The organism is Pseudarthrobacter sp. 1C304, assembly GCF_052245515.1.
GTDB lineage: Bacteria > Actinomycetota > Actinomycetes > Actinomycetales > Micrococcaceae > Arthrobacter.
The window spans coordinates 282761-308334 of record NZ_JBQQCH010000004.1 but is presented as its reverse complement, the minus strand read 5'-3'; the positions used below and the strand labels follow the sequence as shown (position 1 = coordinate 308334).

The following is a 25574-nucleotide window of genomic DNA, read 5'->3' as shown; positions in this document are numbered from 1 at the left end:
GGCGCCGAAGTACTTCCAGCCACTGACAAGCACGCCCCCCGGGCTTGCCCGGACAGCCAGCGTCCGGACAGCCAATTTCCGGACAGCCAGGCCCGGACCGCCCGCCACAGCAAAGGATTGCCATGACCTTCGATTACAAGATTGCCGACATCTCCCTGGCCGAGGCCGGACGCCACCAGATCCGCCTCGCCGAGCATGAGATGCCCGGCCTGATGTCCCTGCGCGAGGAATTCGGCGCCAGCCAGCCGCTCAAGGGAGCCCGGATCGCCGGCTCCCTGCACATGACCGTGCAGACCGCCGTGCTGATCGAGACCCTCACCGCGCTCGGCGCCGAGGTCCGCTGGGCCTCCTGCAACATCTTCTCCACCCAGGACGAAGCGGCCGCCGCCGTCGTGGTGGGCAACGGAACGGTGGAGGATCCCCGCGGCGTGCCCGTGTTCGCCTGGAAGGGCGAGACGCTGGCCGAATACTGGTGGACGGCCGAGCAGATCCTGACCTGGCCCGGCGCGGACAGCAACCCGGACCTTGGACCCAACATGATCCTGGACGACGGCGGAGACGCCACCATGCTGGTCCACAAGGGCGTCGAATTCGAAGCCCTCGGCACGGTCCCGGCCGCCGCGGACGACGAGTCCGAGGAAGGCCGCGTCTTCCTCGACGTGCTCCGCGCCTCGCTGCAGGCCGACGCGCAGAAGTGGACCCGCATCGGCTCCCGCCTGCTCGGCGTCACCGAGGAAACCACCACCGGCGTGCACCGCCTCTACCAGCTCGCGGAGCAGGGCAAACTGCTGTTCCCGGCCATCAACGTCAACGATTCGGTCACCAAGAGCAAGTTCGACAACAAGTACGGCATCCGCCACTCCCTGCCGGACGGCATCAACCGCGCCACCGACGTCCTGATGGGCGGCAAGGTCGCCGTCGTCTGCGGCTACGGCGACGTCGGCAAGGGCGCCGCCGAGGCGTTCCGCGGCCAGGGCTCACGCGTGATCGTCACCGAAATCGACCCCATCTGCGCGCTCCAGGCCGCCATGGACGGCTACCAGGTGGCAAAGCTGGAATCCGTCCTCAGCGAGGGCCACATCTTCATCACCACGACGGGCAACAAGGACGTCATCCTGGCCGAGCACATGGCCGGCATGCGTGACAAGGCGATTGTGGGCAACATCGGCCACTTCGACAACGAGATCGACATGGCCGGACTGGCCCGGATCCCCGGCATCAAGAAGGTCGAGATCAAGCCGCAGGTGCATGAGTGGGTCTTCGACGAGGGAACGGACGGGGAGAAGTCCATCATCGTGCTCTCCGAAGGGCGCCTGCTGAACCTCGGCAACGCCACCGGCCACCCGTCCTTCGTGATGAGCAACTCGTTCGCCAACCAGACCATCGCGCAGATCGAGCTGTTCACCAAGCGGGACCAGCCGGAGGGCGAGCGGGAGTACGAGAAGCAGGTCTACGTGCTGCCCAAGATCCTCGACGAGAAGGTGGCCCGGCTGCACCTTGACGCCCTCGGCGTCGAGCTCACCGAACTGTCGAAGGAGCAGGCTGAGTACCTGGACCTGGAGGTTTCCGGCCCGTACAAGCCGGAGCACTACCGCTACTAGGAAGTTACCGCATCAGGGCCCGGCAGCGCTGCGGCGCCCCCGGACAGGGAGCCCCGGACCGTGCACAACTTGCCGGTCCGGGGCTCCTTTTGTGACCTGATCGTGCCACGACCGGGGCCGTAGCCCCCTGCTGCTTCGCTTATGCTGGCATGAGGGAACCGTGAGCCTTGAGCTGGGCTTGCAGGCAGAAATAGCGGGGCAATAGCGGGGGAATACTGGAAGTGGTCATGACTGAAGACAGCGGGCGCCGGCGCCGGAAGCCGGGACAGCGTCCCCGCAACACCGGGAAAATGCTGGCTGTCCTGGCCATCTGCGCGGCTGTCGCCGCGGGCGGCATCGGCGTCGCCACCGCACCCGGCTGGGCCCACGCGGACATGCCCTCGGAGGCCTCGGCACCGATGCGGAACGTGTCCGGCCTTGCTGCGCCCGTCGTGAAGCCCGTCGAGCTGGGCGTGACCCCGACCGACGGCGCCAAAGGCGTCAACCCCGCCGCCCCGCCCTCGATCAAGGCAGTGAACGGCACGGTGAAGGACGTGGTGCTGGTCCCGGCCGACGGAGGGGACCGCGTCCCGGGGACCACCAGTGCCGACGGCTCCACCTGGACGGCCGAGGACCCGCTCGAGTTCGACACGAAGTACAAGTACAGCTTCACCATCGTCGACCAGGCCGGACGGGAGACCAAAAAGGCACAGACCTTCGGCACCGTCACCGCGGCCAATGAAGCGGATGCCGCCGTGTACCCGCGGAGCGGCACCACCGTCGGTGCCGGCCAGCCCATCGAGATTGTGTTCAGCGAACCGGTGCTGAACAAGGAAGCGATGGAAAAGGCGGTCACCGTCACGGCGACCTCCGGCCAGGCCGTGGCATGGCGGTGGTATTCGGACCGCCGCGTCCGGATCCGGCCGGAAGCGTTCTGGGCGTCCAACAGTGTGGTCACCGTGGACCTGAAGCTCTTCGGCGTCGATTTCGGCAACAAGATGATCGGCAACTCCGACTCCACGGTTTCCTTCACCGTCGGGCCGCAGCGCCTCGCCGTCGTGGACGACATCACCAAGACCATGAAGGTCTACTTCGACGGACAGCTGGTTAAGACGGCCCCGGTCACGCTGGGGGACCCCGACTGGCTCTCCCCGACCGGCTTCGCCGTGATCATGGAGCAGGAACGGACCTCCGACTTCAACGCCGGCAGCATCGGGCTTAAACCCGGCGACAAAGGCTACTACCCGCCCCTCACCGTGGAATACGCCAACCGGCTCACCAGCTCCGGCGTCTACGTCCACCAGGCCCTCCAATCCGCGTGGGGTGCGGTGGGCCGGGCCAACGTTTCGCACGGCTGCGTCGGCCTGCTCCCGGCGGACGCCGCCTGGTTCTTCAACAACATGACGACCGGCGACGTGGTGCAGACCCTCAACACCGGAGCCCCCGCCGTGGAGCCGCTCGAGGGATTCGGCGACTGGAACATCCCCTGGGCGCAGTACGCCAAGCGCTGACGGCGCGGGAATCCGCCCGCGCTCCACGGGGTGGCACCTCGCCCGCGGCGAGGCTCGGGCGGTAGGCTCGGAAGCAGATATGTAGCGTTGCCGGGCCCCGGCCGGCGGCGCGGACACCTACGGAAGCGAAGCTGCAGTGACTGACTCAAGTCCCACCCCTCCGAACCGACAGGATCCGCCGCTGGATCCGGCCGACGATTCCGACGAACCCGCGTTCGAGTGGATGAAGCCGAAGCCCGCGGACCAGCGTCCCCAGGCCGGAAGCCGCGCCGACCGCAAGGCCGCGGAAGCCGCCGTCGTGCAGCCATCAGACAGTGCAGTTGCATCAGAGCGCGCCATCTACAACGAGCCGCTGCCCACCTCCGCCCTCCAGGTCCGGCCGCCGGAGGAGGAAGTGCAGCGCCGGAACGCGGAGCGCGAGCTCGCGGCGAAAGCCAAGCCTGTAGCCCCGCGCGTGATGCAGGTCCTGCTGGCGGTGTGCTTCCCCGTCATCCTTCTGGTGCTGGCCGTCCGCGCCGTCGCCAGCCCGTTGTTCCTCTGGGTGGAATACAACCGTCCCGGGTTCCCCGGCGACGGCTACGGTTTCAGCACCGACGACCGCATGACGTACGGCTCGTACGCCGTGGACTACCTCGGCAACTGGGCGGGCCCGCGCTACCTTGGCGAACTGGTCAACCGCAGCGGCGACCCGTTGTTCGGAGACGGCGAGGTCAGCCACATGGCCGACGTCAAGGTGGTCATCCTGTCCGCGTACGGCGCCGGCGCCCTGCTGATGCTGCTGAGCCTCATCGCGGTGATCTACCTGCGGCGCCGCACCCCGGGGGGAGTGCGGCGCGGACTGTTCGCAGGGTCCGTCATCGCCCTCACCGTGATCCTCAGCCTCGGCGTGCTGGCTGCGCTGGGCTGGGAGCAGTTCTTCGCCCAGTTCCACAGCATTTTCTTCGCGAGCGGCACGTGGACGTTCGCGCTGCAGGACACCCTGATCCGGCTCTTCCCGGGCCAGTTCTGGGTGGATGGCGGCATCACCGTCGCCGGCCTGGTGCTGCTCGCTTCGCTGGTGACCCTCATCCTCACCTGGCCGACGCGCAAGCGCCGCGGGCTGCCCAAGCGCGGCGCAGTGGCCACGGACCCTGCGGCCACGGACCCTGCGCCCGCGGACGCGGCGGACACGGACCCTGCGGCCGCGGACGCGGCGGACGAAGTTCCGGCCGGGGCCGGGTCGGCTGCTGAGGCTGAGTCTGACGGCGCCGCCCCCGCCAAGCGGTCCCGCTTCCGGCGGGACAGGTCCGGCACCTCCAAGGGAAGCACTGACGGGGACACGGGCGCCGGCAGCGGGGCTTCGGGCACGGCGGACTCCGGGACGCCCGGCACTCCGGCGCGGGGACACTCCAGTACCGTCTAGCGGCGCCGCGGGGGTCAGCCGTAGATCCGGCTGATCTCCGCTTCAAAATCGCGCACGACGGCGGCCCGCTTGAGTTTCAGCGACGGCGTCAGGTGCCCGGACTCCACGGTGAAGTCTGCGTCCAGTACGGCGAAGCTGCGGATCGACTCGGCCTGGGAGACCAGCGCGTTCGCCAGGTCCACTGCCCGCTGCAGCTCCCGGCGCACCAGGTCGCTGCCGCTGGCTTCGGCGGGGCTCATGGCGGGCACCTTGTTCGCGGCGCACCAGTTTTCCAGTCCCTCCGGGTCCAGGTTGATCAGGGCCGACACGAACGGCCTGCCGTCCCCGACCACCACGGCCTGCAGCACCAGCTCGTGCTCGCGGATCTTCTCCTCCAGCGGGCCGGGTGCAACGTTCTTGCCGCCGGCGGTGACCAGCAGGTCCTTCTTCCGGCCCGTGATGGTCAGGAACCCGTCGCTGTCCAGGGACCCGAGGTCGCCGGTGTGGAAGAACCCGTCCGTAAACGCTTCCGCATTCGCCGCGGCGTTGTTGTGGTACCCCTTGAAGACGCCGATGCCCTTGACCAGGATCTCGCCGTCCTCGGCGACCCGGATGGTGGTTCCGGGCACCGGGATGCCCACCGTGCCCACTTTGGTCCGGGTGGGCGTGTTGGCGGTGCATGGGGCCGTGGTTTCGGTGAGGCCGTAGCCCTCGAGGACGGGGATGCCTGCCCCCCGGAAGAAGTGCGCGTCGTGGAGGCCCAGCGGGCTCGCCCCGGACACCGTGTATCCCACCTGTCCGCCGAACGCCTGGCGGAGCTTGGGGTAGAACAGCCGGTCGAAGAGGGCGTGCTTGGCGCGGAGCACCGGCCCGGGGCCCGGAGCGGTGCCCCGGCCGGCTGCGTCCTGGGCCTTGGAGTAGTCGACGGCGACGGCGGCCGCCGACTCGAACAACCGCTCCTTGCCCGCGAGGGCGGCTTTGCGGGCCGCCCCGGCGTAGATCTTCTCGAAGATGCGCGGCACCACCAGCAGGAACGTCGGTTTGAAGCTGGCCAGGTCCTCCAGCAGGTCCTTGGCGGAGGCGGTGTGCCCCACGGTGCTGCCGGCGCTGAGGCAGATGACTTGGACGGCGCGGGCCAGGACGTGGGCCAGCGGCAGGAACATCAGGGTCCTGGTGCGGGGCTGCAACAGGATCTCGGGAAGGAACAGCACAATGTTCTTGGCCACCAGGGCAAAATTGCCGTGCGTGATTTCGCAGCCCTTGGGCCGGCCCGTGGTGCCGGAGGTGTAGACCAGGGACGCGACGTCGTCGAGCCGGGCCGCGGAGCGGTGCCGCTCCAGTTCGGCGTCGCCGACCCCCGTGCCTGCGGCGGCCAGGCTGGCGAGGTTGGGGGCGGCGCCGTCGTAGTCCATCCGGACCACGGGGAGCACGGTGTCTCCGAGCAGCCCGGAAGCGTCCAGGACGGTCTGGACGAGGCGGTATTTCTCCTCGTTTTCGGCGAAGATGCGCCGCGCGCCGGAGTCGTGCAGGATCCATTCGACCTGGCTCGCCGAAGACGTTTCATAGATGGGGACAGGCACCCCGCCGGCGAACCAGATGGCGAAATCCACCACGGTCCACTCGTACCGTGTGCCCGCCATCACCGCCACGGTTTCGCCGGGGGTGATGCCGCCGGCAATGAGGCCCTTCGCCAGTGCCCGGACCTGGTCCAGGAACTGCTGTGCGGTCACATCGGCCCAGCCGGACGGTCCCTTGCGGGAATAGAGGGGATGCACCGGATCCTTGGCGTGCTGCTCCAGCAGCAGGTCGGTCACATTGCTGCCCGGATCGAGCTCGACGAGCAGTCCCGTGCTTGCTTCTCTCACAGCGGTTTCTCCATTCCGGGCCGGCGGGGCGCAGGCTCACGCCCCTGCAATCCTGCCCTAGATCCAGGACGGCATCCACATCCGGAACCGCCAGTCCTGGTAGGAGATGGTTTCGGCGGTCCAGACCGGATAGAAGAACGCCGAGACCACAACGGCCGTGACGATGAAGAGCGTAACGATGTAGAGCCCGGACCGCCGCCGCCATGGCGGGTCGGTGCGCTGCCCCAGGACCAGGCCCAGGCAGTACACCAGACCCAGCACCAGGAAGGGCTCGAAGGACACGGCGTAGAAGTAGAACATGGTGCGTTCCGGGTACAGGAACCAGGGCAGGTAGCCGGCCGCCACACCCGCCAGGACGGCCCCCGCGCGCCAGTCGCGGCGCCCGGCCCACCAGAAGAGCAGAACACCCAGGCTGACCGCGGCCCCCCACCAGATCACCGGGTTGCCGACGGAAAGGATCGCTGTGGTGCAGCTGGCCGTGTCACAGCCCGGGCTGCCCAGCTTGGGGGACTCATAGAAGAAAGATGTGGGCCGGCCCAGCACCAGCCAGCTCCAGGCGCTGGCCTCGTAGGGGTGGTCCGAACTGAGGCCCTGGTGGAACTTGTAGGCCTCCAGATGGTAGTGCGCCAGGGACCGGACGGCGTCGGGCAGCCAGCCCCAGTCCGCCGACGGAACGGTCTGGGCCCACTTCCGGAAATAGGCGTCCGTGGAACGGAACCAGCCGGTCCAGGTGGCTGCGTACACCGCAGCGGCCACCGGGACGATGCTGAGGAACGCGGGGATTCCGTCTTTGAGGATCCCGCCGCTGATCCACCCGTGGACTCCGGCGATCCGGCGCGCGCTGAGGTCCCAGAAGACGGTCAGCAGCCCGAAAGCGGCCAGGAAGAACAGCGCTGACCATTTGGTCCCGACGGCCAGCCCCAGGCACACGCCGGCGGCGAGCCGCCACCAGCGGATCCCGAGCCAGGGCCCGGACGCCAGCTGGAGCATGCTGGGCCGTCCGTCCGGGGCGGCGGCGGCCTGCCGGCCGAGCCGGGCAGCGAGCCGCCTGCGGCCGTCGTCGCGGTCCATCAGCAGGGCTCCGAACGCGGCAAGGACCCAGAACATGAGGAAGATGTCCAGCAGGGACGTCCGGGACATCACCAGGTGGTGCCCGTCCACCGCCAGCAGCACACCGGCCACCGCACCGAGGGTCAGCGAACGGAAGAGTTTCTGGGCGATCAGGGCCACCAGGAAAATCGACAGTGTGCCTGTCAGCGCCGCCCCGAAGCGCCAGCCGAAGGGATTGTCGGGGCCGAAGAGCCACATCCCCGCGGCGATCATCCACTTGCCGACCGGCGGGTGGACAACGTATTCCGGGGTGTCCAGCAGCACGCCGGGATTGCCGGCGACGAACGCCTCGTTGGCCTTGTCCGGCCAGGACCGTTCGTAGCCGCTGACCAGGAACGAGTAGCCGTCCTTGACGTAGTACGTCTCATCGAAGACCAGGTTGCGGGGTGTGTCCAGCCGCACGAAACGCAGGATCCCGCCGAGCGCCGCGGTGAGGGCGGGGATGAGCCAGAACCACAGGCGGAGTCCGGGCGGATACTCCCGCCAGCTTCCCGGAAAGCCGATCAGGCGGCCCTTGAGGGCCGCAGGTGTGAACGCCTCCGCCGGGCGGCTGATCCAGCGGTGCCTCTCCAGATTGCGTCCGGTGCTGCTGGCTGGGGGCGCCGATCCGGTGGAACCGGCGTCGACAGGCCGCGTGGAGGTCTGCGTCACGAAGCCCATGCTACCGTTCGCGGCTGTGACCCGTTGCGGCGGCAGCGCCGCGCCCGCCGCCGGCAGTAGGCTGGAAGGGTGGATCCTCAACTCAGCACCTCCCCGACCCCAACCGGCGACCAACCGGGCCCGGCAGCCGACGGGCCGGGGCGGATTGTGCTGGCGGGCACCCCGATCGGCAACACCGGCGACGCCACCTACCGGCTGATCGAACTCCTGACCACGGCGGACATCGTCGCCGCGGAGGACACCCGGCGCCTGCACCGCCTGGTCCAGAACCTCGGCGTCACCGTGGCCGGCCGGATCATCAGCTACCACGAGCACAACGAGGCCGCCAAGACCGGTGAACTCCTGGACCAGGTGCGGTCCGGCAAGACCCTCGTGATGGTGACCGACGCCGGCATGCCGTCCGTCTCCGACCCCGGCTTCCGCCTGGTCGAAGGAGCTGTGGCGGCCGGCCTGACCGTCACCGCAGCACCCGGCCCGTCCGCTGTCCTCACGGCGCTGGCGCTCTCCGGCCTGCCCACCGACCGATTCTGCTTCGAGGGGTTCCTGCCGCGCAAAGCCGGAGAGCGGTCCTCGCGCCTCGCCGACCTCGACGCCGAACGCCGCACCATGGTCTTCTTCGAAGCCCCGCACCGCCTGGAACCGATGCTCCGCGCCCTGCGGGAGCGGTTCGGCGCCGACCGGCGCGCCGCCGTCTGCCGGGAACTGACCAAGACGTACGAAGAGGTCATCCGCGGAACCCTCCGCGAACTCCTGGAGTGGGCCGAAACAAACGAGGTGCGCGGCGAGATCGCCGTCGTCGTGGGCGGAGCACCCGAACGGGAGCCGGGCAGGCCCGAGGACCACGTGGCTGACGTCAACGCCCTCATCGCCCAGGGGATCCGGCTCAAGGAAGCGGTCGCGGCCGTTGCCGACGAGGCCAGGGTCAGCAAGCGCGAGCTCTACTCCGCCGTCCTCGCCGCCCGGTAGGCGGGCAGGCAGCGCCGCTGTGCACCTGCCCTGTACGTACGCTGTGCACCTGCACAGGGCCCACCGGCCCTCGTAGTGCGCGGATGCGTAGACAGCCTGAAGAACACGGCAGTACCGTGGCAGTAAATCCAGCGCACCGGATGGTCATCCGGACAGCGCTGAACCATCCCATCCACCCCGTATCGCTGACGAGGGAGTCAACCGTGACTGTAACTGCCCAGCCCATTGTTACCGCAGAGCGCGAGAGCGCGCTGCTGGCTTCTGTTCCCACCGGTCTGCTGATCGGCGGGCAGTGGCGTCCCGCAGCGTCCGGAAAGACGTTCGACGTGGAGGACCCCTCCACCGGCAAGGTCCTGCTGAGCATCGCCGACGCCGGACCCGAGGACGGAGCGGCCGCCCTGGACGCGGCAGCCGAGGCGCAGGAGTCCTGGGCGAAAGTTCCGGCCCGTGAGCGCGGGGAAATCCTGCGCCGGGCCTTCGAACTGGTCACCGCCCGGGCTGAGGACTTCGCCCTGCTGATGACGCTGGAGATGGGCAAGCCGCTAGCCGAAGCCCGCGGCGAGGTGACCTACGGAGCGGAGTTCCTGCGCTGGTTCTCCGAGGAAGCTGTCCGCGCGTTCGGCCGCTACTCGGTGTCCCCGGACGGCAAGTCCCGGCTGCTGGTGACGAAGAAGCCGGTGGGCCCGTGCCTGCTGATCACCCCGTGGAACTTCCCGCTGGCCATGGCCACCCGCAAGGTGGCCCCCGCCGTCGCCGCCGGCTGCACCATGGTGCTGAAGTCCGCCAACCTGACGCCGCTGACCTCCCAGCTGTTCGCCGCCGTCATGCTGGAAGCCGGGCTCCCGGCCGGCGTGCTGAACCTGATCCCCACGTCCACGGCTGGTGCCACCACCGGTCCGCTGATCAAGGACTCCCGGCTCCGGAAGCTCTCCTTCACCGGCTCCACCGAGGTGGGCCGCCGGCTGCTCTCCGACGCGTCCGAGACGGTCCTGCGGACCTCGATGGAACTCGGCGGCAACGCCCCGTTCGTGGTGTTTGAGGACGCCGACGTCGACGCCGCCGTCGCCGGTGCCATGCTGGCCAAGCTGCGGAACATGGGCGAGGCCTGCACCGCGGCGAACCGGTTCATTGTGCACCAGTCCGTCGCGGACGAGTTCGCGGAGAAGTTCGCTGCGAAGATGGCGGACATGACCACGGCGCGCGGCACGGAGCCGGAGTCCAAGGTCGGCCCGCTGATCGATGCGAAGAGCCGGGACAAGGTCCACGAGCTGGTCTCCGACGCCGTGTCCGCCGGAGCAGTCGCGGTGACCGGCGGCGCCGCCGTCGAGGGGCCGGGCTACTTCTACCAGCCCACCATCCTCAAGGGCGTCACCGAAGGCACCCGGATCCTGTCCGAGGAGATCTTCGGCCCGGTCGCGCCGATCATCACCTTCGACACCGAAGACGAGGCCGTCCGGCTGGCGAACAACACCGAGTACGGGCTGGTGGCCTATGTCTTCACGAAGGACCTGAACCGGGGCATCCGCATGGGCGAACGGCTCGAGACCGGCATGCTGGGCCTGAACGCCGGTGTGGTCTCCAACGCCGCAGCCCCCTTCGGCGGGGTCAAGCAGTCCGGCCTGGGCCGTGAGGGCGGCCTCGAGGGCATCGAGGAATACCTTTACACCCAGTACATCGGCATCGCGGACCCCTACGCAGGCTAGGTCCACCGCCCGGGCGGTTCAGTTCCCGCGGGGCCGGCGCTTTCGGCGCACGGCCCCGCTGGTGCTGGACCAGGCCCCGGCCAGGCCGCGCCCTGCGTGTCGCCCGGCGCGCCGCGCTGTGCGTTGCACCGTACGCCGCACCGCGCGGAACGGCGCCGCCGCGGCAGCGCGCCAGCTGGCCATGACCGAGGGCGGCAGCCACGCCGCTCGGAACCGCGCCAGCGGCCGGGCATGGGCGCCCAGCGATCCCCGGACCGCTGCAATCCGGCGCCCGGCTTCTGTTCCCAAGCCGGCTGTTTCCGCACCGGCCGTCCCGGCCGCAGCGGCTTCAGGGCCCCCGCCGGAGGGCGGGGGCCCGTACTGGCGGCGTTCAAAGTCCGCGGTGAGGGACCGGACGGCCCTGTGGCCGTCCGCGTCCACGCCGTCCGGATCCCCGAGGGCTCCCGAAGAGCGCAGCCGGTCGGAGAAATGCCGTGGCGTCTCACTCGGCCGGGGCGCCACGCCGAAGTCCATGGCCAAGTCGCGCAGTTCCGCCCAGCCCTGCACGGCTGCGGCACCAGCCTGGTCGGCGCCCAGCCGGCGCCGGCGCCGAGCGGTGCGGACCAGCCGCGGGGAGGCCAGCAGCAGCCCGAGGAGCAGCACCGCCCCTGCGGCATACAGCACGGGCAACAGGCGGACGGCCGGATCGACCGGGGCGGCCGCACCCGGCAGCGGCAGCGGCGCGACTGTGGGCTGCGGCGCGGGGTTGGCGCTGATGCTGGGAAGCAGGCCATCGTTGTTTTCGTTCGTGCTGGCACCGCTGGGGGCCTGCGCGTCGGTGGCATAGGACGGGACAGCGCCGCGGGACGGGGTCGGTTCAAAGGGCACCCAGCCCAGTCCCTGGAAATACAGTTCCGGCCACGCGTGCGCGTCGCGGCCGTCGACCTCGTATTCGGGCAACGCGCCCTGGCCCCCGATCGACACCGTGCCGCCCGTGGACCGTCCCGGGGCGTAGCCGACGGCAATGCGGCTGGGGATGCCTTCCAGCCGGGCCATGACGGCCATGGCGGACGCGAAGTGGATGCAGTATCCGCTCTTCTGGTTCAGGAAGTCCGCCAGGACGGAGAGCCCGTTGCCGTCGTAGCCGCCCTGTACCGGGGACTGCAGTGAGTAGGTGAACTCGACGGACCGCAGGTACCGCTGGATGGCCATGGCCCGCGCGTAGGCGGTGGTGCTTCCCTCGGTCACGGTCTGGGCGGTCCTGCGCACGATCTCCGGAACGTTGTCCGGGATGCGGAGGAACTGCTCGGGAACACCCTGCACCGGGCCGTTGGCCTGGGCCAGCAGGTCCGGGGTGAGCTGCGGGGACGCGGAGAGCACCACGTACTGCTGGTTGCGGGAGTTGGTATCCACCCCCTTGATGCTCAGTGTGGCAGGGTCCCAGCTCCACCGCCCGGTGAGGCCGTTGACGGCCTCGGGGGCGTAGGGTGCGGGCAGGTAGGGGCTGGTGAACTGGCCGGTGTCGACGGCGGTGACCACACGGACCTCAGCTGCCGCGGGCTCAAGGCCCGTTTCCATCCGGCCCGTGCCCAGCCGCCGGGTGCTGTCGCGGTCATCCGGCGCCCAGGTGTCCCCGTTGAAGTTGTCCACGGTCACGGACCGCAGGTAGGGGGCGGCGGGCGCGTTGGTGGCATAGGTGATGCGGCCGTCACCGCTGGGGCTGCGCAGGCTGTTGCCCAGGCTGATCATCGGGTTGAGTCCAGTGGCCGTGCCGAAGGGGTTGAGCCGGGAGCCCTGCGGGAAGGTGCCCTGGTCAAAGCCCGGGACGATGAGCTGGAGCAGGAGGGTCACTGTCAGCGCCAGGGCCCCGGTCAGGGCACCGCGGCGGAACTGGCCGGGGTTCCGGGCGGTGTCGGCGCCGGTCCGCGGGTCGGGGGCGAACCAGTGGCTGAAGGCGAGGATCATCAAGTAGCCGGCGGTGGCCCCGGCGAAGCCCAGCACGCCTACGCTTTGCGGCTTGATCATCGCGGGGACGATCAGGATGGCGAGGATCCCGAGGCCGCTCGTCGCCGGGAGGGCCAGCGGGTAGGCGAGGGCGTCGATCAGGATCACCAGCAGCCCCAGGGCGGCGCAGACCAGCAGGACGATCCCGGCGTTGGGCGCCACGGGGGCGCTTTCCGCGAGAACGGTCTCACTGGCCCGGCGCAGGTACCGGCCCAGCTGCCGAAGGGTCTCCCCGGAGGGGATGAAGCCGAGAATGCTGTGCGGGCGGAAGAACGTGAACGTCAGGATCAGCACCAGCGCCGCCAGCGCACCTGCTGTGATAAATACGCTGCGCCACCGGAGCGCGCGCAGACCGGCCATGGTGAACGCCACGGTGACGACGGTCGTGAGCACGGGCGAGTACCAGGCCCAGCCGCGCAGCACTCCGTTGAGGCCCAGCGCGGCCCCGGCGACGGCGGCCGCCACCGATACGGCCATCAGCCATGGCTGCGCCCCCGCCTTCGTCCGGGACCGCTGCGTTCCCGTGGTCCCGGGTGTCAGGAAAGAACCGTTCTCCGCGGGCGTTCCGGACTGGCCGGGGCGCCCGCCCGCGCTGCGCTGCGGTGTCAGCGTCATCGCCGGGCCCCCGCTCCGCGCCGGACATCGGCGGCGCCGGCCAGCGGCGCGGCCCCGCCGTCGTCGAAGGCAGACCAGGCGGCAGCCAGGGGCGTCGAGGGGGCCGCGGCGACCGCGCGCCAGCCGCCCAGGCGGAGGGTGCCGAGCACCTCGTCCAGTTCGCCGGGCCGCTCCGTGACCACCAGGGCAAAGGCGTTGGCGGCGTAACCGGCGGCGGGGGACAGTGCGCGGGCTTCGGCCGGCGTGAGGTTTCCAAGGATCGCCAGGACCGGCCCGCGCATCCGGTGCGCAGCCAGCTTGTCCATCAGCCGGTCGTCAAAGGGCTGGGGGCCGGCCTCGGCACCGGAGGGGTGGCGGGGAGTCCGGGCGGAAGACGCGTCCCTGCGGCCGTGGTGGGGCCCGGACAGCTGGATCGCTGCCAGGCTCTCGGCGACGGACTGCAAGCCGGACGCGCCGACATATTCTTCGGCGTCCGGCTCGGGGGCTGACCGGGAATGCTGGAAGGCGGGCTCCCCGGCAACGTCGAGGAAGCGCAGCGCGTAATTTCGTTCGGCGAGATGCGCGGCGATCGACACCGCGGCCGTCACTGCCCATTCGAAGGTGTCGGTGGTGATCAGCTCGTGGCTGTCCGGGCCGAACGTGCCGCGGTGGTCGGCGCTGCGGTGGTCGGCGCCGCGGTGCTCCGCGCCGCGGGCAAAGGCGGCGAGCCGCTGGTCCAGGATGACGGTCGCTTCCGGTGTGGTGACGGACTCCTCCTGGCGGACCATCAGCTCCCCGTGCCGTGCCGTTGCCGCCCAGTGCACCCGGCGCATCGGGTCGCCGTGGCGGTATTCCCTGGTCATCACGTCGTCATCGCTCGGGTTTGCCCGGATGCGCGTGGCGGTGACGCCGTCATGCCCCCGGGCGCCGGCCAGGCCGGTGGCCGGAAGTTCGACGGCGGCGGGAGTCACGGTGAGGACGTCGCCGTCGTCGATGGCGTGGCGGTGCAGCGAGAGCCCGAAGGGGTCGCTGAACTCGGCCGTCACCGGCCCGATCAGGAACTGGCCGCGTTTCCCGGAGCGGAGATGGTATTCGTAGCGGCTGGTCCTGCCCTCGGCTGTCCGCGCCGGGAACCGGAACACGGGGGACTCCCCGAACCGGGCGGGCAGACTCTCTTCCATGAGGGCCTGGCCGGAGCCGCTTCCGGTCCGGGCGACCGCCAGCCGGACGGTGGTGGTGGCGGATGTTTCCACGCTCGCGGGGCTGAACTCGCGGTAGACCTGGAAATTCGGCTTCAGCGCGCGGGTTCCGGCCAGCGACAGCAGGGGCAGGACCACCAGGAGAATGGCCAGCGCCAGCAGGTCCCGGCGCCCCATGACCTGGGCGGCCAGCAGGAACACCGCGCCGGCGCCCAGCAGTCCCCAGCCCCGGGTGGTGAAGATATGCTTCGGGAACCGGTCAATCAGGGCCACGTCCGGGGCACCCCTAGCGGCGGTTCTGCAGCGTGGCAGCCGGCGCGGCCGCCGTGCCGCGGGCGCCCTGGCCGTTGGAGGCGGGCGCCGCCCCCGCCATGTCCGGGCTGACCGGGATTCGGGCGAGGATGGCGCGGATAACGCTCTGCGGGGTCTCGCCCGTGCTGGCGGCTTTCCGGTCCAGGATGATCCGGTGGGCGAGCACGGATTCGGCAACGCCGACGACATCGTCCGGCAACACGAAGTCCCGTCCGTCCAGGGCGGCGGTGGCTTTGGCCGCGCGGAGCAGCTGGAGCATGGACCGGGGGCTGGCGCCCAGCCGGAGCAGGCCGCTTTCCCGCGTCGCCCGGCCCAGGGACACCGTGTAGTCCTTGATCGATTGGGATACGTAGACCTGCCGCACGGTTTCGATCATGGCGGCCACCTCGGCGGCGGTGACAACGGCGGTGACCTTGGCCAGCGGGGACGCCGCCTGGTGGGTCTCCAACATTTCCATCTCGGCATCCTTGTCCGGATACCCCATGGAGATGCGCGCCATAAAACGGTCCCGCTGCGCCTCCGGGAGCGGGTAGGTCCCCTCCATTTCAATCGGATTCTGCGTGGCCACCACCATAAACGGCTCATCGAGTTTGTAGGACTTTCCGTCCACGGTGACCTGGTGCTCCTCCATACATTCCAGCAGCGCCGACTGGGTTTTCGCCGATGCCCGGTTGATCTCATCGCCGATGACGATGTTCGCGAAGACCGCGCCGGGGCGGAACTCGAAGGACCGGGACGCCTGGTTATAGATGGACACGCCGGTGACATCGGAGGGGAGCAGGTCAGGGGTGAACTGAATGCGGCTCACCGAGCAGTCGATGGTGCGGGCCAGGGTCTTCGCGAGCAGCGTCTTGCCGACCCCGGGCACGTCCTCGAGGAGCAGATGTCCCTGGGCCAGCAGCACGGTGAGGGCCAGCTTGGCCGCGTCCGCCTTGCCGTCGATCACCGTGTTGATGGCGGCCAGGATGTTCCTGCTGGCGGAACTGAACGCCTCGGGGTCCAGGGCGGCCGGCGGCTGTGCCGGCCGCGGGGTTCCCGGGCGGCCGGACGCGGCGGACCCGTCCCTGAGGCCCTGGCCCTCGGGGAGGGCTTCGTCTAGGGAGGTGCGCTGGTAATCCATCGGTAGCCTTTCAGCCCTGGTGGGTACCCGGGACAGGTCAGGTGTGGTTGTACAGCCACTGCCAATAACAGCGTACTCACACAACTGCCGGGCCTGACAGAGAGTTCCGGGCAAATATCCGGGCAGGAAAGAGGCAGTGGAAATAGCGCGGCTGCGTTAATACCGCCGCGGGTGCTTTTATCCGGCTTCGGCGGCCTTCGCTAGGGTAGGAGGATGCACAATCCCCTGACTCCCGTCCCCTTCCGTGCGCCCGGCAGCGATGGCTCCGGCCGGCAGGGATTCCCGCCGGCGCCGGAGCCGCTTCCGGTGCCGGTTCTGGACAACCACACCCACTTGGATTTCCCTTGGGAGGGGGAGCGGAAGGTCAGCATCACTGATGCGCTGGACGCCGCCGAAGCCGTCGGGGTGCGCGGCGCGGTGCAGGTGGGATGCGACCTTGAGTCGTCCCGGTTCACGGTGCAGGCGGTGGAGCAGGACCTGCGGTTGCTGGGCGCCGTCGCCCTGCACCCCAACGACGCTCCGGAGTACGCCGCCCGCGGCGAACTGGAAGGTGCCCTGGCCGAGATCGAGGCGCTCGCGGCGCACTCCCGGATCCGGGCGATCGGCGAAACAGGGCTGGATTTCTTTCGCACCGAGGGGGAGGGGCTGGTCCACCAGCGCTACTCCTTCCGCCGCCACATCGATATCGCCAAGCGGCTCGGGCTGACGCTGCAGATCCATGACCGCGACGCCCACGACGACGTCGTCCAGGTGCTGCGGGAGGAAGGCGCCCCTGAGCGGGTGGTGTTCCACTGCTTCTCCGGCGGGGAGGAACTGGCCCGGACCTGCAATACCGAGGGCTGGTACATGTCCTTCGCGGGGACATTGACGTTCAAGAACGCCGCCAACCTGCGTGCCGCGCTGGCCGTCGCCGAGCCGGAGCGGATCCTGGTCGAGACCGACGCCCCGTTCCTCACACCGCACCCGCACCGGGGACGGCCCAACGCCAGCTACATGGTCCCGTACACCGTCCGCGCCATGGCCGAATTGACTGGGTGGGAGCTCTCGGAACTGTGCGCCAAAATTACCGAAAATACCGTGCGCGCCTACGGAACCTGGGACTAATACGACGAAAATTGACCGCTCCACGGGGATACCGGGTATGCATGATTTGTTGGCTCGTTTATAACGCTCCGGTTACAGTGGTCAACTATTAGCCGGGGTCGGGGAAGGCCTTCGGATAATTTCTCTCCTGCAGGGCGCGCATCGTGGCCAACGAACCATGGGCGCGCTCTCGTTTGTGAGCTGGCAGTGCACTCAGCTGCCGCAGACACAATGCACCGGCTGCGGTGCTGCCTTCGGGCCGTCTGCGGCGGGTGGTTTCGTGCGCTTTTCCCCGTGCCCGGATGGTCCAAGAGATATGGGCAATCGTGGTCAAGTTCTTTACATCGGATGGCAAGTTCAGCTTCGTCAAAGTCGGCACCCAACTCGTCGTCCTTGTGGCGCTCGTGCTGGGTCTTGTCGCCTTCGTCGGCAACAACAAGACGGTCACCCTCAACGTTGACGGCAAAGTGAGTTCGGTCCAGACCTTCGGCGGCACCGTCGGCCAGGTGGTCAAGGGCGCCAACCTCGAACTCCAGCCCTCCGACAAGGTCTCGCCTGCCACGGACACCCATGTACAGGACGGCTCCGTCATCAACGTCAACCTCGCCAAGGCCGTCAAGGTCAGCCTGGACGGCGCGGAGCGGACCATCAACACCACCTCGCCCACGGTCGAGGGCCTCGTGACGGAACTCGGCGTCGCCAGCGCCTCGGAACTCTCCGTTCCGAAGGACGCGCAGCTCGCCGTCTCCGGTTCCTTCGTGTCCATCTCGACGCCGAAGACCGTAAGCATCGTGGCTGACGGCAAGGCCGAGACGACCACCACCACGGCCCCCAGCGTCTCCCAGGTGCTCGCCGACGCCGGCATCACCCTCGGTGCCAGCGACCGGGTGTCGCAGCCGGGCAACGCCCCCGTGGTCAATGACATGGTGATCAAGGTTTCCCGGGTGGACGTCAGCCAGACCGCAGAAGCAACCGAGCCCGTGCCGTTCGAAACCCTCACCACCGAAGACCCCGAGCTGACCAAGGGCGAGAAAAAGGTGACCCAGGCAGGCGTGGCCGGCACCATCAACAAGAGCTTCAAGCTGGTCCTCGTGGACGGCCGCGAAGCGTCCCGCACGCTGGTGGCGCAGTCCGTCAGCACCCAGCCGGTCACCGAAAAGGTCACCATCGGCACCAAGCCCAAGCCCAAGCCTGCTGCCCAGGCCGGCGGCGCCAACACCGGAGCCGCGGCCCCCGCCATGATGAACGAGGCAATGTGGGACAAGATCGCCCAGTGCGAGTCCACGGGCAACTGGAGCATCAACAACGGCAACGGCTACTACGGCGGACTGCAGTTCGACATCCGGACCTGGCTCGGGGCCGGCGGCGGCGCGTACGCCCCCAACGCCAGCCTGGCCACCAAGGCCCAGCAGATCGACATCGCCAACCGCGTCTACGCACAGCGCGGCCTGCAGCCCTGGGGATGCGGCTGGGCAGCCACCCGCTAGAGGCCCAGCGCCAGCTTCCCGGCTCCTGCCGGGGGAGCGGCACCCACGGCATCCGCAGCAGTTGACCACAGCGACGGACGCCCCGGCGAAGGCCGGGTCCGGTTTCCGGGCCCGGCCTTCGCCATGCCTGACCGTCGCCTTGCCCGGCCTTCGTCATGCCTGACCGTCGCCTTGCCTGACCGTCGCCTTGGCCGGCGGGGCGGCGGGATAGGATACCTAGGTGACTGAACCGACCCCCTCCGCGCCGGCACCCCTCCTGGGCGCCTCCGACATCCGCAGGCTGGCCGAGGAAATCGGGGTCCGGCCCACCAAAACCCTCGGCCAGAACTTCGTCATTGACGGCAACACGATCCGCAGGATCGTTGCCGCAGCGGACATCCACCCGGACGAGACCGTCCTCGAAGTCGGGCCCGGGCTGGGCTCCCTCACCCTGGGCCTCCTGGACGCCGCGCAGTCCGTCGTCGCCGTCGAAATCGATCCGATCCTGGCCGGCAAGCTGCCCGGCACCGTCGCCCGGTGGCGGCCGGACGCCGTGGACAATTTCCACCTGGTCCTCGCCGACGCCATGCAGGTCACCGAGCTCCCCGTCGAGCCCACCGCGCTGGTGGCGAACCTGCCCTACAACGTCGCCGTCCCCGTGGTGCTGCACCTCCTGCAGCACTTCCCCAGCCTCCGGCACGGCCTGGTCATGGTCCAGGACGAGGTGGCCGACCGGCTCGCCGCCGGCCCGGGGTCCAAAACCTACGGTGTTCCCTCGGTCAAGGCGGCCTGGTACAGCAGCATGCGCAAAGCCGGTGTGATCGGCATGAACGTTTTCTGGCCGGCTCCCAAGATCCACTCCGGCCTGGTGGCGTTCACCCGCCGCGAACCACCCGCCACCACCGCCACCCGGGAGCAGGTGTTCGCCGTCATCGACGCCGCCTTCGCCCAGCGGCGCAAGACCCTTCGCGCCGCCCTGGCGGGATGGGCCGGTACCGCGGCAGAGGCCGAGCGCTGCCTCCGGGCGGCCGGCGTCGACCCCACCGCCCGCGGTGAAGTGATCGACATTGCCGCGTTTTCGCGGATCGCGGAAGCGCGGGAGCAGCCGGCCAGCTGAACCCTGCGGCGCGCCCGGAAGGGTGCGCCCGGCCGGGCGCCGTGCTTGGAGCCTGACCCTGCCATGCCATAGCGTGGAGCCATGAACGCAGTGAGAGGGCGCTTTGCCGCGAGGACTGTCCGGGTCAAGGCTCCCGGCAAGATCAACGTCTCACTCGACGTCGGGCCCCTGCGGGCAGACGGGTACCACTCCGTAGCCAGCGTCTACCTCGCCGTCTCGCTCTACGAGGAAGTCGCCGCCACGAGCACGGACACCGGCGACATCACCGTCAGCATCAGCCCGGCCAGCACCCTTAACCTCGACGGCGTGGACATCCCGCTGGACGAGCGGAACCTGGCCTACAAAGCCGCAGCCATCATGGCCGACGTCTCGGAGCACTCCACCGGCGTGCACCTCGAAATCACCAAGCGCGTCCCGGTGGCCGGCGGCATGGGCGGCGGTTCAGCCGACGCGGCCGCCACCCTGCTGGCCTGCGACGCGCTGTGGAACAGCGGGCTGTCCCGCGACGAACTGGCCCACCTGGCCGCCGAACTGGGTGCCGACGTGCCGTTTTCCCTGCTCGGCGGAACAGCCGTGGGGCTTGGCCTGGGTGACGAACTCTCCCCGGCCCTCGTCAAGGCGCAGACCGACTGGGTCCTGGTGGCCGCGGACTACGGCCTGCCCACCCCCGAGGTCTACCGGACCCTGGACCGGCTGCGCGCTGCCGAGGAGGCGGTGGTCGGGGAACCCACCGCGGTGGACCCCCTGATCCTCCAGGCCCTGCGCGGCGGCGACGCCGATGCCTTGAGCCGGGTCCTGGTCAACGACCTCCAGCGCGCGTCCATCGAACTGGCCCCCGGGCTCCGGGACACCCTCGGGCTCGGGGAATCCCTCGGAGCGATCGCCGGGATTGTGTCGGGGTCCGGGCCCACGGTCGCGCTCCTGGCCCACAGTCCGGCGGCGGCAGAAGGGCTCGCCGAGGACCTCCGGCACCACGGCCTGGAGGCCCTGGCGGTGCACGGGCCAGTTCACGGGGCGCGCATCATCTCCGATACGCTCCTTTAATAGGAATGTCTAAGAGGTGCCGTCGTCCGCACGGCCCCGGAGGGCCTGGAACGATCCGGCCCGGCCATTTCCTGTTTGACAGTATTTTTCTCTAGGAAAGCAGCTTCCAGTGGCACACCTGCTCGGCGGCGAGAACCTCACCGTCTCGTATGCAACCCGTACCGTCCTCGATGGCATCACCCTCGGCCTGGAAGAAGGCGACCGGATCGGCATGGTGGGCCGCAACGGTGACGGCAAGTCCACCCTCATGCGGTTGCTCGCGATGCGCTCCACCCCGGATTCCGGCCGGGTGACCAAACGCAGCGAGGTCAACATCGGCTACCTGGACCAGAGCGACGTGCTCGACGGCGACCTCACAGTCGGCGCCGCGATCGTCGGCGACCAGGCCGACCATGAATGGGCAAGCAATCCCCGCATCCGCGAAGTCATGGGCGGGCTCGTGTCCGACGTCGACTGGCACGCCAACGTCCACATGCTCTCCGGCGGGCAGAAGCGGCGCGTGGCGCTGGCCAAGCTGCTGATCGAGGACCACGACGTCATCATGCTCGACGAGCCCACCAACCACCTCGACGTCGAAGGCGTCGCGTGGCTGGCCCGGCACCTGAAGACCCGCTGGCGGGCCAACCAGGGCGCCTTCCTCGTCGTCACCCACGACCGCTGGTTCCTCGACGAAGTCTGCAACAAGACGTGGGAAATCCACGACGGCATCATGGATCCCTTCGAGGGCGGCTACGCGGCCTACGTCCTGGCCCGGGCCGAGCGCGACCGGACGGCCGCCGTCGTCGAAAGCAAGCGCCAGCAGCTGGTGAAGAAGGAGCTCGCCTGGCTGCGCCGCGGCGCCCCGGCGCGCACCGCCAAGCCTAAATTCCGGATTGAGGCGGCCAACGCCCTGATCGCCGATGTCCCCGAACCGCGCGACTCGACGGCGCTCAGCAAGATGGCGACGGCCCGGCTGGGCAAGGACGTCCTGGACCTCGAGCATGTCTCGCTCGACTTCCTCGGCGGCGAGCCCGGGCAGAAACTGTTCGACGACATCACCCTGCGCCTCGCGCCGGGGGAGCGGCTGGGCCTGGTGGGCGTCAACGGCGCCGGCAAAACCACGCTGCTTAAACTGCTCAACGGTGAAATCCAGCCGACCTCCGGCAAACTCAAGCGGGGCAAGACCGTTGTCACCGCCGTCCTGACGCAGGAAGTCAAGGAACTCGACGACGTCAAGGACCTGCGGGTCATCGAGGTCATCGAGCGGGAGAAACGCTCGTTCAACGTCGGCGGCAAGGAATTCACCGCCGGCCAGCTGGTGGAGCAGCTCGGCTTCACCAACCAGAAACAGTGGACCCCGGTCAAGGACCTCTCCGGCGGTGAACGCCGGCGCCTCCAGCTCCTGCGCCTGCTCGTGGGTGAGCCCAACGTGCTGATGCTCGACGAGCCCACCAACGACCTCGACACGGACACCCTGGCCGCCGTCGAGGACGTCCTGGACGGATGGCCGGGCACACTCGTGGTGGTCAGCCACGACCGCTACCTGCTCGAACGCGTCACGGACCACCAGATGGCGCTCCTCGGCGACGGCAAGATCCGGTCCCTGCCGCGCGGCGTGGACCAGTACCTGGAACTGCGCGAAGGTGCGCTGGCCGGGTCGACCATCACCGGCGGCGGCAACCCCGTCACGGCCGCAAGCTCCACGTCGGCCCCCGCGCCTGCCGGCCCCACCGAAGCCGAGAAGCGCGACGCCCGCAAGGCAAAGAACCGCATCGACCGCCAGCTGGGCAAGCTCAAGCAGCAGGAAGACAAGCTCCACGCCCAGATGACCGCCGCGGCCGCCGACCCCGCCGCCGTCGGCGACCTCGCCGCGCTCGGCAAGAAGCTCAAGGACCTGGCCATCGAACGCGAAGCCCTCGAACTTGAATGGCTGGGAGCGCTGGAAGTCCTCGGCGAATAAGCCGTCCAGCCTGTGCTGTGCCGGGTTGGGTGCCGCAGCCGGCCCTTCCGCGTCGCTTAGACACAGCACATAGGGAGCGCTGCGGTCGCTGGGCGACCTCCGCGCTCCGATGTGCTGCGATGCGCTCCTTTCGGAAGGACCGCCTCCGGCGCTCGGAGCGCCACCTTACGGCTGGGCCCAGTTCGCAAACTGAACATTCGGCAGAGAGCGCGGAGAACCTCCGCCAAACTGGACGGCTAGCACAAGCGGTGCGGCGGCCCGTCGCGAAACGGGACGGCAGGCACAAGCGGGTGCGGCGGACCTCAGAACTGGACGGCAGGCACAAGCGGTGCGGGGGACCTTCGCAAAGGAGCGCATCGCGGTGAATCGGGCTCCGGAGGTCGCCCAGCGACCGCAGGGGCCCCTATGCGCCGTGTCTAAGCGACGGCGAAGGGCCGCCGCACCGCGGAGGCGAGCAGACGCCAAAAGGTTAGTTCTCGCTGCGGAGCTCCGGGTCTTTCTGGAGTCCTGTGAGGCCGTTCCAGGCCAGGTTGACCAGGTGGGCTGCGACGTCCCGCTTGTCCGGGGTCCGGCTGTCCAGCCACCACTGGCCGGTCATGGCCACCATGCCCACCAGCATCTGCGCGTACATCGCCCCGTCCGCGGCGGTGAAGCCGCGGCGGGCGAACTCGTCGGCCAGGATGTGCTCCACCCGGGCCGTGACGTGGGAGAGCAGGGTGGAAAAGGCGCCCTCGGGCTGCGTCGGCGGGGCGTCACGCATGAGGATGCGGAACCCGTCGGTGCGGTCCTCGATGTAGCTCAGCAGGGCCAGGGCGGCCCGCTCCACCAGGACCCTTGGCTTGGCCTCTTCGGACAAGGCGTCGTTGATGGCGCCCAGCAGGATCCGGAACTCGTAGTCGACGACCTGGGTGTAGAGGCCTTCCTTCGAGCCGAAGTGCTCGTAGATCACCGGCTTGGAGACGCCCGCGGCAGCGGAGATTTCCTCGATCGTGGTGCCGTCCAGGCCGCGGAGGGCGAAGAGGCCCCGGCCGATCCCGATGAGCTGGCTGCGGCGCTGCGCGCCCGTCATCCGGATCCGGGGTACGTTGCCGGCGGGCCGCGCCGGGCGGCCGCTTCGGCTCTCCGCCCCCTCGGCTACCCCTGCGCTGTTGCTCACAGCTCCATCATGCCCCAGAACACCGACGGCGGGCGGCGCGGCCGTGCCGCCGTGTGCCGCCCCCAGCACGCAACGGCAACGCAGTATGGCAGAATTGATTCTCGTGCCGCAGGCTCAGCGCCTCGGCATGGTCCGCTCTGGTGTAATGGCAGCACCCCGGCCTTTGGAGCCGTGGAGTATAGGTTCGAGTCCTATGGGCGGAACCGCAGAATAACGGCATGAGCTAAGCCAATGAGCAAGGAGAGCCCGTACGTGAGCCCCGAGAAAACCGGCCCGGCCGCCGTCATCGTCCTGGCGGCAGGCGCCGGTACGCGGATGAAGTCCCGTACCCCGAAAATCCTCCACGAAATCGGTGGACGGTCCCTCGTCGGGCACGCCCTGCACGCCGCCCGGGCCATCCAGCCGCAGGAGCTGGCCCTGGTGGTCCGGCATGAACGCGACCTCGTGGCCGCCCACATCGCCTCCGTCGACCCGGCAGCGCTGATCGTCGACCAGGACGAGGTGCCCGGCACCGGCCGCGCCGTCGAAGCTGCCTTGGAGGCCCTCGACGCGCGCCACCCCGGCGGGCAGCTCAGCGGAACGGTCGTTGTCACCTACGGCGACGTGCCCCTGCTCACAGGCACCCTCCTCGCCGAACTCGTCGCCAGCCACGAGGCCGGACGCAACGCCGTCACCGTCCTCACCGCCGTCCTCGCGGACCCCACCGGCTACGGCCGCATCCTCCGGGCTGCGGACGGCACGGTCACCGGCATCCGGGAACACAAGGACGCCACGGACGCCGAACGCGACATCCGGGAGATCAACTCCGGCATTTACGCCTTCGACGCCGCCGTGCTGCGCGACGCCCTGGCCCACGTCACCACCGACAACGCCCAGGGTGAGAAGTACCTCACCGACGTGCTGGGCCTTGCCCGGGCCGCCGGCGGCCGCGTTGCCGCCGTCGTCACGGAAGACCGCTGGCAGGTCGAAGGCGCCAACGATCGCGTCCAGCTCTCAGCACTCGGCGCCGAACTCAACCGGCGCACCGTCGAGGCCTGGATGCGTGCCGGCGTCACGGTCGTCGACCCCGGCACCACCTGGATCGATGCCACCGTCATCCTCGACGAGGACGTGCGGCTGCTGCCCAACATCCAGCTGCACGGCACCACCACCGTGGCGCGCGACGCCGTCGTCGGCCCCGACACGACCCTCACCGATGTCCAGGTGGGGGAGGGCGCCACAGTCTTGCGCACGCACGGTTCCGGCGCCACCATCGGCGCCAGGGCGAGCGTCGGACCGTTCACCTACCTGCGCCCCGGCACCGTCCTTGGTGAGACCGGCAAGATCGGCGCGTTCTACGAGACCAAGAACGTCACCATCGGCCGCGGCTCCAAACTGTCTCACCTGGGCTACGCCGGCGACGCCGAGATCGGCGAGGACACCAACATCGGCTGCGGCAACATCACCGCGAACTACGACGGCGAGAAGAAGCACCGCACGGTCATCGGGTCCGGCGTGCGCACCGGTTCCAACACCGTGTTCGTGGCTCCCGTCCGGGTCGGCGACGGGGCCTACAGCGGCGCCGGCGCCGTCATCCGCCGAGACGTGCCGGCCGGCGCCCTCGTCCTGTCCCTCGCGAAGCAGGAAAACGCCGAAGGCTGGGTCCAAGAGAACCGTCCCGGCTCGGTCTCCGCCGCCCTGGCCCAGTCCGCCGCCGCGGCCCAGTCCGCTGGCGCGGTCAAAACCGACGCCCCCGGCGCCGCCCCTACATCCTCCACTACTCCGGCACCGACAGAAGAGGGCTAG

16 protein-coding genes, 1 tRNA gene and 1 pseudogene are annotated in these 25574 nt (G+C 69.4%); 12 read left to right on the top strand and 6 right to left on the bottom strand.

Features of this window, described 5'->3' with window-relative positions; genetic code table 11:
• Nucleotides 1-122 precede the first annotated feature (122 nt).
• From ahcY to ACTWQD_RS10730, 3 genes and pseudogenes are all read left to right on the top strand, one after another.
• Nucleotides 123-1601: an adenosylhomocysteinase gene (gene ahcY / locus ACTWQD_RS10740; RefSeq protein WP_443196110.1), complete on the top strand. Its 1479-nt coding sequence runs from the start codon at nt 123-125 to the stop codon at nt 1599-1601.
• 227 nt (nt 1602-1828) lie between these two features.
• Nucleotides 1829-3091, top strand: a complete 1263-nt coding sequence (locus tag ACTWQD_RS10735; protein WP_443196109.1) for an Ig-like domain-containing protein — start codon at nt 1829-1831, stop codon at nt 3089-3091.
• Between the two features lie 136 nt (nt 3092-3227).
• Nucleotides 3228-4235, top strand: a pseudogene (locus tag ACTWQD_RS10730) (TIGR01906 family membrane protein); the annotation flags it as partial.
• Between the two features lie 272 nt (nt 4236-4507).
• Here the strand turns inward: ACTWQD_RS10730 and ACTWQD_RS10725 are convergent.
• Entirely contained in the window at nt 4508-6337 is a 1830-nt protein-coding gene (locus ACTWQD_RS10725) for an AMP-dependent synthetase/ligase (RefSeq protein ID WP_443196108.1), read from the bottom strand.
• Nucleotides 6338-6394: 57 nt separating this feature from the next.
• Nucleotides 6395-8107 (bottom strand): dolichyl-phosphate-mannose--protein mannosyltransferase, encoded by a 1713-nt coding sequence (locus tag ACTWQD_RS10720; RefSeq protein WP_443196107.1) that lies wholly within the window; start codon nt 8105-8107, stop codon nt 6395-6397.
• Between the two features lie 69 nt (nt 8108-8176).
• On the opposite strand from ACTWQD_RS10720, the gene rsmI reads away from it, so the two are divergent.
• On the top strand, nt 8177-9073 hold the full coding sequence (rsmI, locus tag ACTWQD_RS10715; protein WP_443196106.1) for a 16S rRNA (cytidine(1402)-2'-O)-methyltransferase: 897 nt from the start codon (nt 8177-8179) through the stop codon (nt 9071-9073).
• A gap of 203 nt (nt 9074-9276) precedes the next feature.
• Nucleotides 9277-10776, top strand: coding sequence for an NAD-dependent succinate-semialdehyde dehydrogenase (locus tag ACTWQD_RS10710; protein WP_443196105.1), 1500 nt, complete (start codon nt 9277-9279; stop codon nt 10774-10776).
• Nucleotides 10777-10794: 18 nt separating this feature from the next.
• Here the strand turns inward: ACTWQD_RS10710 and ACTWQD_RS10705 are convergent, their stop codons facing one another.
• From ACTWQD_RS10705 to ACTWQD_RS10695, 3 genes are read right to left on the bottom strand one after another with little or no spacing between them, the layout of a single operon-like run.
• A complete protein-coding gene (locus ACTWQD_RS10705) occupies nt 10795-13374 on the bottom strand; it encodes a transglutaminase family protein (RefSeq protein ID WP_443196104.1) in 2580 nt (859 codons plus the stop codon).
• A complete protein-coding gene (locus tag ACTWQD_RS10700) occupies nt 13371-14825 on the bottom strand; it encodes a DUF58 domain-containing protein (protein ID WP_443196103.1) in 1455 nt (484 codons plus the stop codon). The genes ACTWQD_RS10705 and ACTWQD_RS10700 overlap by 4 nt, the downstream gene beginning before the upstream one ends.
• 13 nt (nt 14826-14838) lie before the next feature.
• On the bottom strand, nt 14839-15984 hold the full coding sequence (locus ACTWQD_RS10695) for an AAA family ATPase (protein WP_443196102.1): 1146 nt from the start codon (nt 15982-15984) through the stop codon (nt 14839-14841).
• A gap of 213 nt (nt 15985-16197) precedes the next feature.
• Here ACTWQD_RS10695 and ACTWQD_RS10690 point away from each other — a divergent pair, with 213 nt between their 5' ends.
• The 5 genes from ACTWQD_RS10690 to ACTWQD_RS10670 all read left to right on the top strand — a co-directional run bounded on the left by ACTWQD_RS10690 (nt 16198) and on the right by ACTWQD_RS10670 (nt 22633).
• Nucleotides 16198-17088, top strand: coding sequence for a TatD family hydrolase (locus ACTWQD_RS10690; protein ID WP_443196101.1), 891 nt, complete (start codon nt 16198-16200; stop codon nt 17086-17088).
• A gap of 281 nt (nt 17089-17369) precedes the next feature.
• Nucleotides 17370-18554 (top strand): ubiquitin-like domain-containing protein, encoded by a 1185-nt coding sequence (locus tag ACTWQD_RS10685; protein ID WP_443196100.1) that lies wholly within the window; start codon nt 17370-17372, stop codon nt 18552-18554.
• A gap of 220 nt (nt 18555-18774) precedes the next feature.
• Nucleotides 18775-19650 carry a 16S rRNA (adenine(1518)-N(6)/adenine(1519)-N(6))-dimethyltransferase RsmA gene (gene rsmA / locus ACTWQD_RS10680; RefSeq protein WP_443196099.1) on the top strand — a complete coding sequence of 292 codons (876 nt, stop codon included), beginning with the start codon at nt 18775-18777 and terminating at the stop codon, nt 19648-19650.
• A gap of 81 nt (nt 19651-19731) precedes the next feature.
• Entirely contained in the window at nt 19732-20694 is a 963-nt protein-coding gene (locus ACTWQD_RS10675) for a 4-(cytidine 5'-diphospho)-2-C-methyl-D-erythritol kinase (protein WP_443196098.1), read from the top strand.
• Nucleotides 20695-20803: 109 nt separating this feature from the next.
• Nucleotides 20804-22633 carry an ABC-F family ATP-binding cassette domain-containing protein gene (locus ACTWQD_RS10670; RefSeq protein WP_443196097.1) on the top strand — a complete coding sequence of 610 codons (1830 nt, stop codon included), beginning with the start codon at nt 20804-20806 and terminating at the stop codon, nt 22631-22633.
• 469 nt (nt 22634-23102) lie between these two features.
• Here the strand turns inward: ACTWQD_RS10670 and ACTWQD_RS10665 are convergent, their stop codons facing one another.
• Nucleotides 23103-23702 carry a TetR/AcrR family transcriptional regulator gene (locus ACTWQD_RS10665; RefSeq protein ID WP_443196202.1) on the bottom strand — a complete coding sequence of 200 codons (600 nt, stop codon included), beginning with the start codon at nt 23700-23702 and terminating at the stop codon, nt 23103-23105.
• 218 nt (nt 23703-23920) lie between these two features.
• Between ACTWQD_RS10665 and ACTWQD_RS10660 the strand changes: the two genes are divergently transcribed.
• Nucleotides 23921-23992 (top strand) — tRNA-Gln (locus tag ACTWQD_RS10660).
• Between the two features lie 49 nt (nt 23993-24041).
• Entirely contained in the window at nt 24042-25574 is a 1533-nt protein-coding gene (gene glmU, locus ACTWQD_RS10655; RefSeq protein ID WP_443196096.1) for a bifunctional UDP-N-acetylglucosamine diphosphorylase/glucosamine-1-phosphate N-acetyltransferase GlmU, read from the top strand.

What these genes read in the sequence shown, in the direction of transcription:
- ahcY (WP_443196110.1), top strand. Translation starts at nt 123, where the DNA reads ATGACCTTCGATTACAAGATTGCCGACATCTCCCTGGCCGAGGCCGGA.
- ACTWQD_RS10735 (WP_443196109.1), top strand. Translation starts at nt 1,829, where the DNA reads ATGACTGAAGACAGCGGGCGCCGGCGCCGGAAGCCGGGACAGCGTCCC.
- ACTWQD_RS10720 (WP_443196107.1), bottom strand. Translation starts at nt 8,107, where the DNA reads ATGGGCTTCGTGACGCAGACCTCCACGCGGCCTGTCGACGCCGGTTCC.
- ACTWQD_RS10705 (WP_443196104.1), bottom strand. Translation starts at nt 13,374, where the DNA reads ATGACGCTGACACCGCAGCGCAGCGCGGGCGGGCGCCCCGGCCAGTCC.
- ACTWQD_RS10695 (WP_443196102.1), bottom strand. Translation starts at nt 15,984, where the DNA reads ATGGATTACCAGCGCACCTCCCTAGACGAAGCCCTCCCCGAGGGCCAG.
- ACTWQD_RS10690 (WP_443196101.1), top strand. Translation starts at nt 16,198, where the DNA reads ATGCACAATCCCCTGACTCCCGTCCCCTTCCGTGCGCCCGGCAGCGAT.
- ACTWQD_RS10685 (WP_443196100.1), top strand. Translation starts at nt 17,370, where the DNA reads ATGGTCCAAGAGATATGGGCAATCGTGGTCAAGTTCTTTACATCGGAT.
- ACTWQD_RS10675 (WP_443196098.1), top strand. Translation starts at nt 19,732, where the DNA reads ATGAACGCAGTGAGAGGGCGCTTTGCCGCGAGGACTGTCCGGGTCAAG.
- ACTWQD_RS10665 (WP_443196202.1), bottom strand. Translation starts at nt 23,702, where the DNA reads ATGACGGGCGCGCAGCGCCGCAGCCAGCTCATCGGGATCGGCCGGGGC.